The 17202-nt window shown below is 42.9% G+C and carries 14 protein-coding genes; 12 read left to right on the top strand and 2 right to left on the bottom strand.

Annotation, left to right across the window (positions count from 1 at the left end; all coding sequences use genetic code 11):
• Positions 1-75 precede the first annotated feature (75 nt).
• The 3 genes from NLX73_RS11565 to NLX73_RS11555 are packed head-to-tail and all read left to right on the top strand — an operon-like array spanning position 76 to position 3593.
• On the top strand, positions 76-2448 hold the full coding sequence (locus tag NLX73_RS11565) for a helicase C-terminal domain-containing protein (RefSeq protein ID WP_254326232.1): 2373 nt from the start codon (positions 76-78) through the stop codon (positions 2446-2448).
• On the top strand, positions 2438-2947 hold the full coding sequence (locus NLX73_RS11560) for a MarR family winged helix-turn-helix transcriptional regulator (protein ID WP_039271748.1): 510 nt from the start codon (positions 2438-2440) through the stop codon (positions 2945-2947). The genes NLX73_RS11565 and NLX73_RS11560 overlap by 11 nt, the downstream gene beginning before the upstream one ends.
• Before the next feature lie 37 nt (positions 2948-2984).
• The gene (locus NLX73_RS11555) at positions 2985-3593 is read left to right on the top strand and encodes a pentapeptide repeat-containing protein (RefSeq protein WP_254326231.1); all 609 of its coding nucleotides are present in this window, start codon (positions 2985-2987) and stop codon (positions 3591-3593) included.
• Between the two features lie 80 nt (positions 3594-3673).
• On the opposite strand, the gene NLX73_RS11550 is transcribed toward NLX73_RS11555, so the two are convergent.
• Complete coding sequence (locus NLX73_RS11550) at positions 3674-4267, bottom strand: hypothetical protein (RefSeq protein ID WP_254326230.1); 594 nt, start codon at positions 4265-4267, stop codon at positions 3674-3676.
• 211 nt (positions 4268-4478) lie between these two features.
• Here NLX73_RS11550 and NLX73_RS11545 point away from each other — a divergent pair, with 211 nt between their 5' ends.
• Positions 4479-5435 (top strand): nucleoside hydrolase, encoded by a 957-nt coding sequence (locus tag NLX73_RS11545; protein ID WP_254326229.1) that lies wholly within the window; start codon positions 4479-4481, stop codon positions 5433-5435.
• Between the two features lie 141 nt (positions 5436-5576).
• Here the strand turns inward: NLX73_RS11545 and NLX73_RS11540 are convergent, their stop codons facing one another.
• Positions 5577-6761 (bottom strand): GAF domain-containing sensor histidine kinase, encoded by a 1185-nt coding sequence (locus NLX73_RS11540; RefSeq protein ID WP_254326228.1) that lies wholly within the window; start codon positions 6759-6761, stop codon positions 5577-5579.
• A gap of 371 nt (positions 6762-7132) precedes the next feature.
• Between NLX73_RS11540 and NLX73_RS11535 the strand changes: the two genes are divergently transcribed.
• The 8 genes from NLX73_RS11535 to NLX73_RS11500 all read left to right on the top strand — a co-directional run bounded on the left by NLX73_RS11535 (position 7133) and on the right by NLX73_RS11500 (position 17181).
• Positions 7133-7738 (top strand): hypothetical protein, encoded by a 606-nt coding sequence (locus NLX73_RS11535; RefSeq protein ID WP_254326227.1) that lies wholly within the window; start codon positions 7133-7135, stop codon positions 7736-7738.
• Positions 7722-8252 carry a hypothetical protein gene (locus NLX73_RS11530; RefSeq protein WP_254326226.1) on the top strand — a complete coding sequence of 177 codons (531 nt, stop codon included), beginning with the start codon at positions 7722-7724 and terminating at the stop codon, positions 8250-8252. Before NLX73_RS11535 ends, NLX73_RS11530 begins: the two co-directional genes overlap by 17 nt.
• Positions 8249-8626 carry a DUF4280 domain-containing protein gene (locus NLX73_RS11525; RefSeq protein WP_250266885.1) on the top strand — a complete coding sequence of 126 codons (378 nt, stop codon included), beginning with the start codon at positions 8249-8251 and terminating at the stop codon, positions 8624-8626. The genes NLX73_RS11530 and NLX73_RS11525 overlap by 4 nt, the downstream gene beginning before the upstream one ends.
• A 51-nt stretch (positions 8627-8677) precedes the next feature.
• Positions 8678-11440, top strand: coding sequence for an NlpC/P60 family protein (locus NLX73_RS11520; protein WP_254326225.1), 2763 nt, complete (start codon positions 8678-8680; stop codon positions 11438-11440).
• Between the two features lie 127 nt (positions 11441-11567).
• Entirely contained in the window at positions 11568-13019 is a 1452-nt protein-coding gene (locus tag NLX73_RS11515) for an NADase-type glycan-binding domain-containing protein (RefSeq protein ID WP_254326224.1), read from the top strand.
• A 26-nt stretch (positions 13020-13045) separates the two neighbouring features.
• On the top strand, positions 13046-14458 hold the full coding sequence (locus NLX73_RS11510; protein WP_254326223.1) for an NADase-type glycan-binding domain-containing protein: 1413 nt from the start codon (positions 13046-13048) through the stop codon (positions 14456-14458).
• Positions 14459-14483: 25 nt separating this feature from the next.
• Positions 14484-15851, top strand: a complete 1368-nt coding sequence (locus NLX73_RS11505; protein WP_254326222.1) for a hypothetical protein — start codon at positions 14484-14486, stop codon at positions 15849-15851.
• Positions 15852-15870: 19 nt separating this feature from the next.
• A complete protein-coding gene (locus NLX73_RS11500; RefSeq protein WP_254326221.1) occupies positions 15871-17181 on the top strand; it encodes a hypothetical protein in 1311 nt (436 codons plus the stop codon).
• Positions 17182-17202 lie beyond the last annotated feature (21 nt).

The following is a 17202-nucleotide window of genomic DNA, read 5'->3' as shown; positions in this document are numbered from 1 at the left end:
GTGAATACCAATTGAATACAAACGATTCTTATGTCCCTTACGTTTCGTTTATCTACGTGGTACAGTGAAAGGACTATGACCGGAACGGGTGATCGTATGAAGGAACCAATTCACATATCGGTGCGTCCACTTGTGGAATATGTGCATCGGAGCGGCAGCATTCATAGCGGCTTTCGATCGAATAGCAGTATGCTCGAAGGAACTCGCGTGCATCAGGTTATCCAGAAAGGTTACAAGGAGCATGACCGCAAAGAGGTACATTTACGTACAGAAATTCCGTATAAGGACGAATTGTTTATCATTGAAGGCCGTTGTGACGGACTGATTGAGCTGGATGGCGTATGGACGGTCGATGAAATTAAATCGACCTCTTTGCCCCTCGAAGATATTCAGGGTGACGGCCAACCTATACACTGGGCACAAGCATTTCTGTATGCCTATATGATTGCTCGTGAGGAACAACATCATTCGATGCAGGTCCAGCTTACTTATGTACAGGCACACAGTGAAGACATTCGCCGATTCAGACGGGAACTATCCTTTACTGAGCTAGAAGCTTTTGCACAGGAGATGATTGCTGGTTATGCACCGTATGCATTCCTGCTGAGAGCACATGCGGAAAAGCGGGATGCCAGCATTGCTATGTTGAACTTTCCCTTTGACACGTATCGTTCGGGTCAGCGAACGCTCGCGGGTTCGGTGTACAAGACGATTGCCGAAGGGGTTAACCTGTTTGCCAAAGCACCTACAGGTATTGGTAAAACGGTATCCACCTTGTTTCCTGCGATTAAGGCGATCGGCGAAGGGTTGGTGAGACGAGTATATTATGTGACGGCTCGTACCACCACTCGGGCAGCAGCCGAAGAAGCTTACGCCAGAATGCAGGTCCAAGGGCTGCACATGCATGTGGTGACTTTGACTGCGAAGGATAAAATTTGCTTCAAGGATGAAAATGATTGTGATGCTGGATCATGCAGCATGTGCGAGGGCTATTACGACCGGATCAACGGTGCGGTTTCCGATATTTTGGCGAATGAGACGTTAATGACTCGGGCGGTGATTGAGCATTATGCGCGCAAGCATAAGGTATGTCCCTTTGAATTTTCGCTGGATGTGGCGTATGCCTCGGGTGGTATAATCAGTGATTATAATTATGTTTTCGATCCACGGATTTCTTTGAAAAGATTGCTGGAGGAGCACAAGCGAAAAGGTGTTGTACTGGTGGATGAGGCGCATAATCTGGTAGAACGCGGCCGGGACATGTTTTCGGCGGAAATTTTGAAATCTTCTTTTTTGGAACTGAAACGGGAATTTAAGTTGCTAAGCCCGGAGATTGCTGCGGCTGCGAGTGCAGTGAACGCACATATGATTACGCTGCGCAAGCAATATGCAGATACAGGAAAAGCAGTGGAGACAGCAGCACCGCAAGAGGTACTGGAGCTGTTGGTGCCTTTTGTAGAAGCAGCTGAACGTGAACTGGTGACGGGGGGCAGTACAAGCCATGCAAGCGGTGAGGATACGGCTTATGCATTGCTTCTAGATACGTATTTTACCGCTCAGAATATGCTGCGAATTGCAGCTTTATATGATGAACGGTACGTTACTTTTGTGGAAGCAGGACGCAGTGAAGTGAGGGTCAAGCTGTTCTGCCTCGATCCTTCTCACTTGTTGGGACAAGCTATTAAGGGCTACCGCTCAGCCATTTATTTTTCCGCGACGTTGACACCGCTTGCTTATTACCGGGACATGCTTGGAGCAAACGAGGAAGATTATACGTTACAGGTTCCTTCGCCCTTCCATCAGGAGCAGTGGGATGTACGTCTGCTGCCGCTCTCCATCCGTTATCGGGATCGTGAGCGTTCCAAAGGGGCGATTGCGGATATGCTGGCTGCATTGGTTGTGGAACGGAAAGGAAATATCCTTGTATTTTTCCCGTCCTATCCTTATCTGCGTGAGGTGTATGAGGAATTCATGCTTCGGGACGTGTCCGCAAATACGTTGGTACAAAGTCCGGGGATGACCGAACCAGAGCGGGATCAATTTCTAGAGGCCTTCCAGCCTGGGCAAGAGCACACCTTGCTTGGCTTTGCCGTATTGGGTGGTGTGTTTGCTGAAGGTGTCGATTTACCTGGGGATCGCTTAAATGGGGTAGTGGTCGTCGGCGTCGGCTTGCCGCAAATTGGAGCAGAGCGGGATGTGCTGCGGGATTATTTTTCGGAACAGGGACGGAATGGTTTCGACTATGCGTATGTATATCCGGGAATGAACAAGGTTCTTCAGGCAGGTGGCAGACTTATTCGCACGGAGCACGACGAAGGATTGCTGGTCCTGGTAGATGATCGTTTTGCCAAGGAACCATATGCTTCTTTGCTGCCTGACGAATGGAAAAGCTACCGTCTGACGGAACAAGCGGGATTAAGGAAGGAATGGATAGACTATGAACTTTAATTTTCATAATGACTCCATACGCGGGGTGCTGCGTAGCTTTGGGCATGAAGATGCCGAAGTGGATAATATAGAGACTTTTGTGACATTTGCGCGCTTGGCTAATGGTATTTTCAGAGAAATGGATACGGATCTTAGCAAGTTGGGGGCTTCTCAGGGTCGGATTATTGTTCTTAGCCTGTTGCATTGCCACTCGCCGCATCGCATGACACCATCAGAGTTGGCGGAAAAAGCTGATGTGACGCGTGGAACCATGACGGGGCTGATCGACGGATTAGAGCGAGATGGCATGATTGAACGTGTGGCTCATGAGAGTGACGGACGGATGGTGACTGTCGGATTAAAAGAGGCAGGACGAGAGCTGTTAAGTAAGATAGTCCCTTATTATACGAAGTTGATTCGGTCGTGTATGTCTGAGTTTACGCCGCAGGATCATAAGATGATGAAGGGTTTACTGGGAAAAATGAAGGGCGGTTTTGAGCGGTCCTTGCCGAAATGCTGAATTCCTAATATAGGGAGTAAGGAATAGGAGAGAGAACATGTTCTTTTATACAGATGAGGTCTATGAAGCCCGTGATTTTGGCTCAATGGATGCCAGAGAAGGCGAGTGGAGAAATTGTGAGTTTACCCGATGTCGCTTTCGGGGTGTGGAGATGAATGAGTCCCTCGTGGAAAGCTGTACTTTTGTGGACTGTGATTTTACCGGAGCCATTCTGAATGCATCTCACTACAAGGAGTCTGCTTTTACCAATTGTTTGTTCACCAGCGCCAATCTGTTTGTAGTTCGGTTTGATAACTGCAAGCTGGTAGGTTCAGATTTTGCGGGGGCGAATATGGATGGTATCACAATTACGGGCGGAGACTGGTCTTATACGAATTTGCGTCATACAGATTTAAGAAAACAAGATTTGCGAAAAATACGATTCAAGGAAGCCGACTTATCCGAATGCAATTTGGAAAAAGCAGATTTGCGGGAGGCGGATCTTACCCGGGTAAGACTGCACAAAGCCCATCTTCAAGGAACAGACCTGCGCGGTGCGAAGATGGATGGCGTGAATTTTAAAGATCTGGACATCACCGGAGCCAAGTTGGATATCGAGCAGGCAGTAGCGGTGGCCCGCTCCTATGGAGCCAAGGTGGAAGGCTAAAAAGCACGGGATACAGGACCCGTCTCGATCTGCGGTACCCCGTGCGGGTGAAATGGATGGTTGACTCGAATGTGAAGAACTTAATCTTTAGGGGGTGCCGGCAGTAGTGGAATCGCTGCTCCCGGGTCCCGGTTTGGCAAATGATCCACTCCCACAGGCTCTAGAGGTTGCTGTGGAACTGTCCAGTTGCGCGCGGTATCTGCGGCAGTTCGCTGCTCCAGCAAGCGTTTGGCTACTTCATAACATTGATCGACATGCCGATTACCAATGGTTCGCATAGCAGTAAAGCCAATTGCCGCGGCTAGCCCTTGCCCCAGAAGGGGGACAAACTTGCTAACCTGCTTGGTAGCGATACGAATGCCCATTTTTTGCAAAATCTGCACGATAACTTCACGGGTGATGAGTCGCCCGATCAGCTTGCTGCCAATTGAGGTGATAAAACCATACACCATGGATTTTGTTTCTGCGTCCAGACCTTCCAGCTGCTTCTCAGATAATTCGAATTTTCCATTAATGGCTGGCAGTAGCTGCATCAAAATGCCAACATCTGCAAGAACGTCAGCCCCTGGAACTGGAACTAATACCGCTCCACCAGAAGCCGCAGCCCTTTTCGTCACCATGGATTTACACTCTCTACGGATCTGCTCCAACTCTTCTATTGTTCGGGCTGTCATATGCATCTCTCCTTCATACGCTTCCGATTAGGACCCATGATTCTACCCTGTTATTACACACATTTCTACCTATCTTAAGCATGGAGTAAGCAAAAAATCCCTGATCCACACACTATCGCACATTTACTCCTGTGAAGCGATCAGGCATAATGAAGGGTGGTTGCCGATAAGAACAAGCCTGTTTTACGGGGATAAAGGAAGGAAGAGACAGATGAGTCAGACAAACGTTTATTTTAATCATGATGGTGGAGTGGATGATCTAGTATCCCTGTTTATGTTGCTTCAGATGGAACAGATTCATTTGACCGGAGTATCGGTGATTCCAGCAGATGGTTATCTGGAGCCTGCAACGGATGCCAGCCGTAAAATTATTGATCGTTTTGGACAAAATAAAGGGCCTGTGGAAGTCGCAAAGTCTAATTCACGCGGTAAAAATCCGTTTCCTGCTGCTTGGCGTTTACATTCCTTCTATGTGGATGCATTACCGGTACTGAATGAATCGGGGCGAATGGAAGCTCCACTTTCATCCCTGCCAGCTCATCAGCATCTGATCGAAAAGGTACGCGGAGCTGAAGGTAAGACGCTGTTGCTATTCACTGGACCGCTAACCGATCTGGCGCGAGCGCTGGATGAAGCACCGGATATTGAAGCAAAGATCGAAAAGCTGGTATGGATGGGCGGCACCTTTGAAAAAGGGAATGTGGAGGAGCCGGAGCATGACGGCACAGCAGAGTGGAATGTGTTCTGGGACCCAGAAGCGGCATATCGGGTGTGGCAAAGCGGCATCACGATTGATCTGGTAGCGCTGGAAAGCACAAGCAAAGTGCCATTAACTCCATCAGTACGCAATCGTTGGGCGGCCGAGCGCCGATATGAAGGCGTGGATTTCTTGGGTAATTGCTATGCTGGATGTCCGCCGCTCGTCTATAGCGAAACGAACTCAACCTACTACTTGTGGGATGTACTGACCACTGCATCCGTAGGACGCCCGGACATTGTCAAGAAAAAGACGGTGCATTGCAGCGTTATCGCAGAAGGTCCAAGTCAGGGCAGAACGGTGGAACAGGCAGAGGGACGTCCTGTGAACCTGGTATACGATACAGATCCAGAAGCCTTTTTTACGTATATGGCGGATTTGGCCAAGCTGGCTGCTCCCAAACGTTACTAAGTCTGACTATGCACAAACGTGCGGCATAGGGTGATAATACTGCCTAGTGACACGTAACCATAACATAAAGCCCGTGACGTTATGCGTCACGGGCTTCTATTACATGATGTGTCCTATATTTATAACAGGTTAGTCCCTATTTCATGCTGACTCCTGGTATGTTTTCAGAGTGAACTGGAGCGTTATTTCTGTCCCGCTACCAGGTTCACTGATCCCAGTCATTTTACCATTCATTCGTTTTAATAGATGTTTGGTAATCTGCCAACCCAATCCTGGATTGCCATATGAGGGAGAGTTCCCACGGTCATGCTCAAGCCACAATTTCAGTTTGTTAGGAGATATACCGATCCCAGTATCCTTCACCTTTAATTCCAGTTCAACCTCAGGTGCATCGGTCACGGATTGGGCGGTTGCAGATAAGATGACAGCTCCTGTGCTTGTAAACTTTACTGCATTATCTACCAAATTAATCAGCATACGGCGAATTTTAGCTTCATCCCCGATAAAAATAGGCGAGCTGGTGAGATTCCAGTCGAGCTTCAACTCTAGATTCCGCTGCGCGGCTACTTCTGCATACAGGCTCAACACATTTTCCATCATCGTTCTCAGATCAAATGGATCTTCAATATCATCAATCTGCCTGGATTCCATATGGCTGTAATCCAAAATATTACTCAATAACGTCATGAGCGAGCGACTGCTCGACTCCATGATGCTCATATATTGCTGTTGTTCCTCGGTTAACTCCGTCGTCAGCATGAGATCGGTGGCTCCCCATATTTCGGTCAGCGAAAACCGAATTTTATTACTCAGGGAAGATATCAAATCCAGCTTGCTCATGGAAGAGATTTCAGCATCGATCTTGCCTTTCTCCAGTTCAACTACATACCCCAGAAATACGGCCATAGCCTGTAGTGCCTTCAGTTCTGATTCTGTCAAATGTACAGATGGCGCGTCCAAGATACAAATGGTTCCGTAAGCCTGACCATTTTTCATGCGAATAGGGATTCCTGTAAATGAGTGGTTTCCAATGGTTTTAGTCGCATCTAAATCACGTGTTTGTGGATGAGTAGACGTTTCCGAAATGGTGAGGTAATCCGCAGAATGGTTCAGCACCAGACTGCAATAGCTAAGCTCAAAAGGAAGCTCCTCTCCATTACGAACCAGCACCTCTTCCCGGTTAAATGAATCTACAATTACATTTGTAACCCCATCATTAGCGGCAATAAAAATGGTATTAACATGTAAAATATCACTCAACACATCAATGACATGCGCGGTAGCCTCTTGAATACTATTATAAAAACCTGTAGGTGAAGTAGTCATATGTCTCCAATCTTGATGCAAAGTGGTGGTTAACAAAACTCTAATGGTTTGTGTATCCCATTCCTAGTCCTCTGAAAGTATTGCTGGAGCGTATTATTAATTATACATGATTATTTCGTTATAAACCTGAGTCTTCTACTTCGATTTACCTATTCGCTTGCACAAACCTTCATTTCTTAGGTCTAATGCTGGCCTTTCTTGGAGAATTTTCGTATATAATATTACACATTCACGAAAAAATATGATTATTTCCATTCTGTTTTCATAAATTCATATGTAATCTCATGATATGAAAATTGTGTAATAAAACAGGAGGATAGAACCAGTAATATCATGTAAATATTCTATATAATAGGTTCAGAGGTGGAATTATGAATAGACAGGAAGCCCTACAACACTTCCTTAAGACCTATGCAGAAGATGCATTGAACCAGAAATTACATCAAGCAGCGTCTTTATATGAACAGAGAAAAGATGAGCTCATCTCTTCTTTTATTCAATCCTTTCAATCGATCTGCCTGCAAGCCCATTCTGCAGAAGTGGCCAAGACGAGGATCGGATACATTACCTATTCTATGAGGCGCACGTATCTGATGGACCGTAACTATAACTATGTGGTCGAAGCCTATGATAAAAATTGGTTCTTTGATCCTCAACCTTGTTATGGAATCTATGATGCAGGCTGGGCATTCAGCTTTTTAGCAGAATTGGAGGATGAATTGAATCAGCTTCGAAAACCCTATATGAATAAGATTTTTCAGCCTGATGTGGAGCGATTTGTACTCCAGGCTACAGGGGAATTCCATCAATATATTCTGAAATTAGCGAAGGATGCTATTCAGCAAGCTGTACATTTACCTGAATTCAAGGCGTTGAAATGTGAGGACGATTTGGAAGTAAGAATAGGGGAGTATAAAGGAATCAGTGAGGTGGTGTATTCAACAGCTTATGGAGTACTACATGATTCAACAGGATAATCGTATTACGGAGTATATGTATCCAGTAGAGACAAATCGCAGGCAGTTGTTGGAATGGGCAGAAGGCTCATCACGTGCCGATGAAGAATCTATTTTACAATTTTATGTATCAGGTGATGCGGACTATATTGATTTTATAGAGCATCCGGTATCCATCGTTTCGGAACAACTAAAGGAAATATTTGATATATATCAATACGGATTAAGCTGGAAGTTGGTTGTTTTTGCCGATATGCAGCGAATGCAGCAAACAAGGTATTGGCTGGCAAATCCGCCTAGCCTGATATGTTTATCACCACGTAGTGAATATCATAGGGACGGTACACTGAAGAAAATCATTCTAGATGAATATAAAGTAGAGAATCATAAAATATTCAGGATTCAGGATGCCAATCATCATATCATTGTAGACCTCGATGTGGCTGAATGTATTTTGAAGTTCAATCTGTCAGGCTTGAAATTACAAAAGGTCGATACAGAGGGGCCATCTATACAAAGGAGAGTCCAAGAATGAGTGAGAGCTATGTAGTAGATGGGGCACAGATACATTGTAGCTATGGAAGTCATACGGGAAAATTTAGTGTTTCAGCTAACAGGGGAATTAGCATTGGCGATAAATTGCAGGGGAATATTGAGGATTTTCATCCACAGACGCATATCCCTGCATTCGGAATGTGCCGTAGTATGCATAATCCTGCAGTCTCTTCTGCTAACAAAGGAAATTCCGGGAAAATCATTCCGCAGCCCTGCAAACCGAGCGTTTCTATGCCTTGGTTGAATGGAAAAAAGGATGTATACGTAGATCAATCTCCGGCTCTTATGAGCTGCTCCACGAACTTATGCATGTGGTGCGGCAAAATTTCATTCACGACAGATGGGCAGGAATAGCTAACAGATTGTAGGATTTGCATCATATGAAAAGCAAACGGGGGGAGTAAGATGGGACTGGCAGGAACTATGCTGACTTATGGAAATATTAGAGTGAATGCACCGTATGAAATTATCCGGCTACTTGATTTTGAATTGACACAGAAGATAAATGAGCACGGCAAGGTGTACATCACTGCTCTCATACCGGATGAGGATCATGCAAAGTATGATGGATTAGCTTACGATGAAGATGTGCTAGAGGTATATGAGACGGATGAAGACCGAGGGACAGTTAGCATCTTTAAAGGAATGGTCACCAATATTAGAATTGCCTTCAAAAATGGCGTATATCACATGTACCTTGAGGCTGCGTCTTTTACATATTTATTGGATCAACAACGGAAAAACCGTTCGTTTCAAAACAGCAACTTGACGTATTATCAACTGTTCCGCGAACTTATAGATGCCTATCCACATGGGGATTTTATTGACCTGGCGGACAGCGATCAAAAGCTGGGCGGCTTTACTATTCAGTATGAGGAGAGTGATTGGGAGTTTCTAAAAAGAATGGCCTCTCATCTGCAAACTGGACTCATTGCCGAGATTACATCCGTGTTCCCGAGATTATGGTTAGGTGAATCGAAAGAACAGGTAAAAGGTGAATTGCGTAGCATTAACTTTTCCCTCCAAAAAACAAAGTCAGGTCCCCAGTATACATATGCTGAAGTGGAGGATACGAAGCGTTTTGAACTTGGAGATGTCGTCATGTTTCAACGAAAGCATTGGGTTATTGATCAGATTCATGCAGAGATGAAGCAAGGCATTATGACATATGGCTACGTTCTCGTTCCGGGAGCAGGCATTCCGAGGGAGGTTATACATAACCCGTTAATCAAAGGTACCTCTATTGAAGGGAAAGTTATTGATTTAAATAGTGAAAACGAATCCGTTAAACTTCACTTGTCCGTGGATTCTATGCAGTCCAAAGTTGAGGGGTGCTGGTTCTCTTACCCCACCACGTATACCGGGGATGGGATCGGTTGGCATTGCATGCCTGAGCTAGGGGATCATGTCCATTTGTATTTTCCATCTAACAAAGAAAAGGAAGCTCGTGTGGTTCAATCCCTGCGTAAAAGAGACTACAAAGGAGATGAAATCAGCAAGCCGTCAAGAAAGCTGTTTCATACCAAAACACAAAAAGTGGCGAGATTCGATGATAAGGAATTAGCCCTCTCCACCCAGAAAGAAAAAATATTTGTACGCTTAAACCCTGCATCCGGTATTCACGTGTATAGTCATCATGATCTCACCTTTCACGCCGATACAGACCTGGTGCTGCACGGCAAAAAAGTACAAATGAACGCTACACGCGAAATATCTCTAACGTGCAAAACCAGCTATATCCGAACCGATGGAACACTTCATATCAAGGCTAGTAAGTTCATGAAAAATCAGGTGCCTGATGCCGAACTGAAAGCCTATAAATCCCTGATTCAAGAATTGAAGGGAAAAGGGTATCCGCAATGGGTGCAGAATTTGCTTTTACAATATAAAACGGACTACTACAAAGCCGTGGCAACAGGGGATAAAAAGGGGGCCAAGGAAGCAGCAGCCAAGGCCAAGCAATTGCGCCAACAGGTGGCAGAAATAGATCGTATGCCTGCCTGGGCCAGAGCGCAAATGCACGAATACACGTCCCAATGGTGGGAAGCACATGGCGCCAACGACAAGGCCAAGCAAAAGCAGATGCATCTTCTCGCCAACCAACTGCGTGACAATGTGCTAATCAACGAGCTGATTCGTGGGCATTCAGCCAAATCCTATCTGGATGCGAATCGGCTGGAGGAGCTGTCCGGGCAATATTCAGATGCAGCCCATAAGCTGACCGTTGCTGATCAAAAGGCTTTAGCCAAGGAAGCGGCTGCTCTGCGAAGTAAGTATGGCGTGAACAGCCAGCTTGCCAGGGAGAATTTGAACAAGCTTGCCCAGAAGTATCCAGATAGCTTCTCGTACAAGCTTCCAACTACAGGCGATTGGGATAAGGCGCTTAACGCCGCACTGCAAGATTTTGCGAAAAAATACGGCCTGGAGAATAAGGGCTATGGACGTGATGTGCTCGCAGTGTACCTACATCAAGTAGCCAATGGCGTTCTTCCATGGCCCAAGGTTAATAAGGCTGCAACGCCAGCAGTTCCATCGACGACAACAACGAAAATGGAACCGGGCAAGAAGCCACCGACTACTCCTGAAAAGCCGCAGAAGGAGGAAACGAAGCCTACACCATCCAACAGTTCTGCCGAGGAGAAAAGGAAAGCAATCGTAGAATTCGCTAAGAAGTTTTTAGGAAAGATTCCTTATTGTAGGGATAAAAAAATTACAACAATGAAGCTTGATCCCAATAATCCTCCTATATATATGGACTGCTCTGATTTTAGTTCCTCCGTGTACTTGACCATATTAAATGTGCATATAGGCGGTAATACAGGAGATCAAATCCTTCGGGGGACAGAGGTTGACTACAAAAGTTTGCGATCCAGTGGAGATTATAAAAATCTGAAGTTAGGTGACTTAATCTTATTTGATTGGGGGAGTGGGGGGAAAACCAAATTCAAAGTAGATCATGTAGGAATATATGTGGGAGATGGAAAGTTCATTCACGAGCATGGTCAAGCAGAAAATCTTGCCGAAATGAAAAAGGATCACAAGCCATCTCATAATGTAACAATAGATAAATTAAACACAAATTGGGGAAAAGGTTATGGTCTTATATATTCAAACGTTATCGCAGTTAGACGTATTATACAAAATGATGGCTCAATCAATTATAAATAAGAAAGTAAGTAATAGCTTAAACATCATAATAATATTTGATTCTAAGGTATTCTCTCAGGAGAAAAAAGTACTGCCCCGTTTAGCTAGGTAGGCTTTAATTGAGAACGGAAGAGGAAGTGGTAAGAAAGTGAATTTTATAAAAATCATACTGATTGTTAGTTTTGTAGCCATTATATCAGCATGTAGTGGGTTTAAAGGAGAGGAAGCTGTCCCGTCTCCTCACCCCCAAGAAATATCATCACACAGGGTCACACAAGATAATAGAAATGTTACTGAAAAAGAAGCACGGTGGCTTTTAAATGGAGAAGAAGACCCATATCCGACTCAATTTTTGACCAATTTAGATGATCCTACAGGGAAGACCTATATACGAATCGATGACTTGGTAGATGCGATGCAAACTAAAGAAGAGCGAATAAAATATCGCGGCTCCCAAGTAACTGTCAGTAGAGTGTTAAATGATGGAAGTCGAATGGCGATCGTAAGGACAATCTCTGATGTGGAAGAAGGGGACGAAAAACACATTCTTGAGGTATATGATCTGAACTCAGGAAAAAAAGAGTCCGAGTTTGAACTGCCTTCAACGTCTTACCCTGTAGTCTCTCCTGATTTAAGTAAATATCTTTATGAGTTGAATGGGCAAGTGTATTTATATGATGCAGTAAAGAGGAAAGCGACAAAAATAGACCTTGGGAAACGTAAAATAGATTTAGGTATCATTAGTTCAGGATTATTTTCTCCAGATGGCACTAGATTCTGTTTTGAGGAAAATGACCAACCAGGTATCATCATGCTGAATCTGTCCGGCATTAGTGGAGCAAAACGTTTACTTGCAGGGTCTATGGTTTCGCTTTTGCAATGGGATCAAGAAGATAAATTAATTTATACACTTTCTGAAGAGGACGACAATTACACAAAAGATGTCTATTCATTTGATATAGAGAGCGGAGAAAAAAGGTGGATAACTAAAAGTACGGCACCATTTATACTATCCCCTGATCAGAAATTGGCGCTGTCCGCAGAATACGAAGCTTCAAAAATGTATCTGGTTCATCTGAGCGATGGAAGAAAGGAGGATATATCCTCTTTTACTAAAAACCAAGGAATACGCACGGCTCCAATACAGTGGATCGAAGCAAAAACCAATTATATGAAGTATAGCAACAAGGTTAAAGTGAAAAGAATTATTGCCTCTTCTACGCTACCTATTCAGGGTATTCGTTCTTTTAATGTGGACAATTTAACGGATGGAAATTATTCAACCTCTTGGTGTGAAGGTACCAAGGGGGGCGGAGTAGGGGAAACGGTAACTATAGATTTGGGTTCAACTCAAGAGGTGAGAGGTATAGATATAACCGATAACTTCATGTGGGTTAATAATAAGTATTTAGACGTAAGTAAAATCAAAAAAATGAAACTTGATTTTTCGAATGGGCAATCTGAAGTGTTTGAGGGCAGTGACGCACGTTTCAAATTTGATGAACCTATACGGACTTCTTTCGTTAAGATTACCATCCTGGAAGTGAAAAAAGGCGCGGACTTCCCAAATACATGTATAGGTGAGCTGAAGTTATTGTGATGAATTGTAGAAAATGAGGAAAATCTATGATGCAGATAAATAAAATTGCGTTGCTCGTCTTGATCTTTTCTATACTAGGCGGGTGTATACAATCGAATGGGGACCAAAAAGCGCGGGAGCAGAATGAAACTCATGCTGCTGTCTCTCAGCCCAAGAAACTTCCTCCAGCAAAAAGGCCCATAAATTGGTTGTTGTTTGAAGCGGAAAATGGAAATATGCCTATGGATTTTTTAGCTGACATGGATGATCCTACAGGTAATACCTATATTGATTTAGATGACATTATAGGTGAATTACATGCAAGTGAAGGTAAAACGTATCCTGAATATGAGTTGTATCTGGCTGGGTTCTCGGATGATGGCAGGCGTATTGCCTTATGTAGAGAGTCAACCGAATTGAATTATTTAGTGATCAAAATCTTTGATCTATCTACCACAAAGAAATTATATGAATTTAAGGTGCCGAATAGGGACTACGCTGTTATGTCTCCTGACTTACGCAAATGTGTTTACACAGATGATGATGCCGGTTTTTATTATATGAACCGAGGACAGAAAACTGAAGCATTGGGGCGTTTGAATGATGGTCACTATCTCAATCTTCCAGTGTTTTCACCTGACGGTAACCAATTTGCCCTTGTAGATCGTAAACATAATGTATTGATCTATGACTTGTCTAAGAAAAAGCAAATTCAACAAATCAAGCTAGGGATAGAGGGAATACAGATTGAACAGTGGCTTTATAACGATCAATTGCTTCTCTCTTCTTATGATAATGATAAGTCGTATATGTTCAATATACAGACAGGAGAGAAGAAGCAACTGATGAAAGCCACAGAATCTCCTGTTTTAACTTTAGATAACCACAGGGTTGCTTATGTGAATTCAAAGGGTGAAATGCAACAACAAGATATTCAAACAGGTCTGTCTATAAAATACTCTAATGTATTCTACAGGATAGGCTATAACGTGTCCCCTACACAATGGGTACAGACTACAACGGATTTAATGAAATATCAGAAAAGTATCCCGGCAAAGAAGATTAGCGCATCTTCTACGCTTTCTGATCAAGCAGGGAACTCCTATGCTGCCCGTAACATCATGGATGGAGATGCAAGCACAGCTTGGTGCGAAGGAGTTAAGGGAGACGGGATTGGAGAGTGGGTCAAGGTTGATTTTGGCTCTGTGCAAGAATTGAGGGGTTTCGAACTCATCAATGGCTTGGCTAAGTCATCTAATGCTTTCCAAGTAAATAACAGAGTTAAGCGAATGAAACTAGAGTTCTCGAATGGGCAGACCATAATGGTAGATAATGATTTTTTGAGTAATGAGTTTCCCAATAGTGCCATTCATACTTCATTCGTAAAAATAACGATTGAGGCAGTAGAGAAAGGAAGCAAATATCACGATACCTGTATGTCGGAGATACGATTCTTCTAAGCATTTCTAACAAAGGAGAAGGCATATGAAGTGGAAAGAACCAACGTTTGGCGCAACACCTATGTTGAAAGCTTTAACAACTGCTAATGCGCACAGAAAAGCTAAGGCTTTTGACCTTGCAGCAGAACAGAAGAAGCAAAAACTGAATTATCCTGATTGGGCCCAGACCTGGATGCGTAAATACAAAGAGGATTGGTACATCGCTCAAGCCAATGGTGACGAGGTTGGCATGCGTAAAGCGCAAAAGCTGGCAGAGGGACTTCGAAGCAAATTACGCGAAATAGCTACGTTTCCCAAGTGGGCTCAAGAGCAGATGCAAAAAGAAACCGTTCGTTGGATGAACGCTGAGGCAAGCGGGAATATCAAGCAAAAGAAAGCGGCAGAAAATGCAGGTAAAGCTCTTCGCGATAAAGTCACTTTGATTAATACAATTGCCAAAACGTCTAAGGCAGATGCCGATAAGTTAACTGATTTTACAGTAAAATGGTATACGGCTCATGATCATGGCATCATCGATGGCAAGGATCTAAGTAAAGACCCAAAAACCTTAAAAGCTGCAATGGATAAGTATAGTCAAGAAGCACAGGCGATTATTGGGAAGTATAGCAAATCGCAACCGTTGGTGGAAGAAAAGCCTATAGAGAAAAACACTACTAAGACTACAGAAAAAACTGATAAGCCTGCAACGACTCAGAAAGATGATACTATACAAAAGGCTATAAAAATTACGGCTTCTTTTGAAGGAAGTGGCTATACCAACATAGCTGGTAATTTTGACAATCAAGGCCTTTCTTTAGGGATTTTACAGTGGAATATAGGGCAAGGTACTCTACAACCAATGTTAATATCATTTGTGAATAAATATAATAATCAGGCAAAAAAAATATTCGGAGAGAATTACGCCTCATTAGCAAAAGCCTTGCAAGGATCTAAGCAAGATCAAATGAATTGGGCAAGGTCTATAAATGATAATCGTAATAAGATAAAGTCAGATTGGAAAGCGCAACTGATTGCTATGTGTAATTCAAAAGAATTTCAAGAAATACAGAACAAAGCAATGGACAAGTATATCAACAAAGCCTACTCTATAGCGAATGATTTTAATCTTAAAACAGAAAGAGGACTGGCTCTTGCCTTTGATATAGCTGTACAAAATGGTGGATTTAAACAATCGCAGACAAACACGATTCAGCAGAAGATAAAAAGCGGAAACCTGAGTGAACAGGAAGCTTTGAAAGTTATAGCTCAAGCAGCAGTTGATAAATCGAAAGCGAAATATAGGGAAGACGTAAGTTCTAGAAAATTTACCATTGTTAATGGAACCGGAACTGTGCATGGTAAATCCTATGATCTTCAACGTGACTTCAATCTGGCAAATAATCATTATAAGTGAAAATGGAGATATGGATTAAATGAGAATCTTGCTTTTTCTTCTATTGTTATTGTTGTGTATTACCTTGGATGGATGTGCTAACTTCCAATCAGAATCAGATAGGGGCTCGTCTCATATTAATGACATAAACTCAAGCGGTTCTTTTCAAATTGAGTTGGAACAATTGAAAAGTAAACTAAGTAACATTAAAAGTGAAGATTTAAAGAGTGATATAAGACAAAGCAACTTGGAGCAGTTTACATCGGGTTTAGTTGCTCTAATGAATATGCAGGATAGTACAAAAATAAAGGGTGATGAACTTAGTGACATACTTGATGAAACGGTTGTTTCGTCGACTAAAGTGGTAGTTCTTAAAGACAACAAATTGAATGTTAGAGTTATTAATTTTCAAGCTCCTATTGATCTAAAGGGTACGTTGGAAAATAATTTTACAATTATTCAGTGGTGGAATGATGAGGGACATGTACGTGCTCAATTAGTTTTGAATGAAGATGCACAGAAGGTTACAGATTTTGTGGTTAGTACTTATAAAGGTAAGGTAGAGCTTTTATTGGGAGGTTACCTTTCTTTGTATTCACCTAAGCCTGTATTTGTTTCTTCTTGGGAGTTAGATAATCAAAAATGGTCTGAGAAGAATCATAGTTTCACTAATATAATCAATTCTACTGATTTTTGGGACCTGAGTATCGAAGATAACACACTAACTGTAGAAAACCAGCAGCATATAGAAATGAATATAGGGATTTCAGAGAATATGGATGGTTTCTTGATTACAAGTGATATGGTTCCAAATGTAATCGTTCAATTTTCTCGAAAAGGAGTTGAAATATACCAAGAATTTAAATCATCTAATGTTGATGGGGAAGTACAGCGAAAAATAGACCACAATCAATATGCCATAGACAAAAGCCAATCCTTTACTACCAACCTGAATGGGTGGGGAGAAGTAAAGTTTGTATCCGCTACAAGGGATACCAATGGGTTAAATCAGGCGAGTTTTTTTCTATTAGATAACGCAGGTACTATTTTATATACTCTCCCTGAATTTAGTGGAAATAATAACGGCATGTTGGAGGGAGTAAAGGCTATTTCTTTCAAAGATGTGAATCACGATGGATACTCCGATATCGTGATCATTGGGGAATACATTACAGGGGCCGGTCCCCAGGGTGTAGTTCCATTCCCAATAGCGGACATATATTTTCAGAAAAAAAATAAAACTTTTACCACGATTCCTACATTAGATGAGGCTCTCAACGATCAAGGACATAATCAAACCATTAAAGATGTCATTCAATACGTAAGCAAACAACGGATAAACGTAAACTAACCGACAAAAGGGAGCGGTAAC

Origin of the sequence: Paenibacillus sp. CH40, from assembly GCF_024213605.1 — a bacterium.
Taxonomy (GTDB): Bacteria; Bacillota; Bacilli; order Paenibacillales; family Paenibacillaceae; genus Paenibacillus; species Paenibacillus polymyxa_B.
This window is presented reverse-complemented; position numbering and strand designations above follow the sequence as displayed.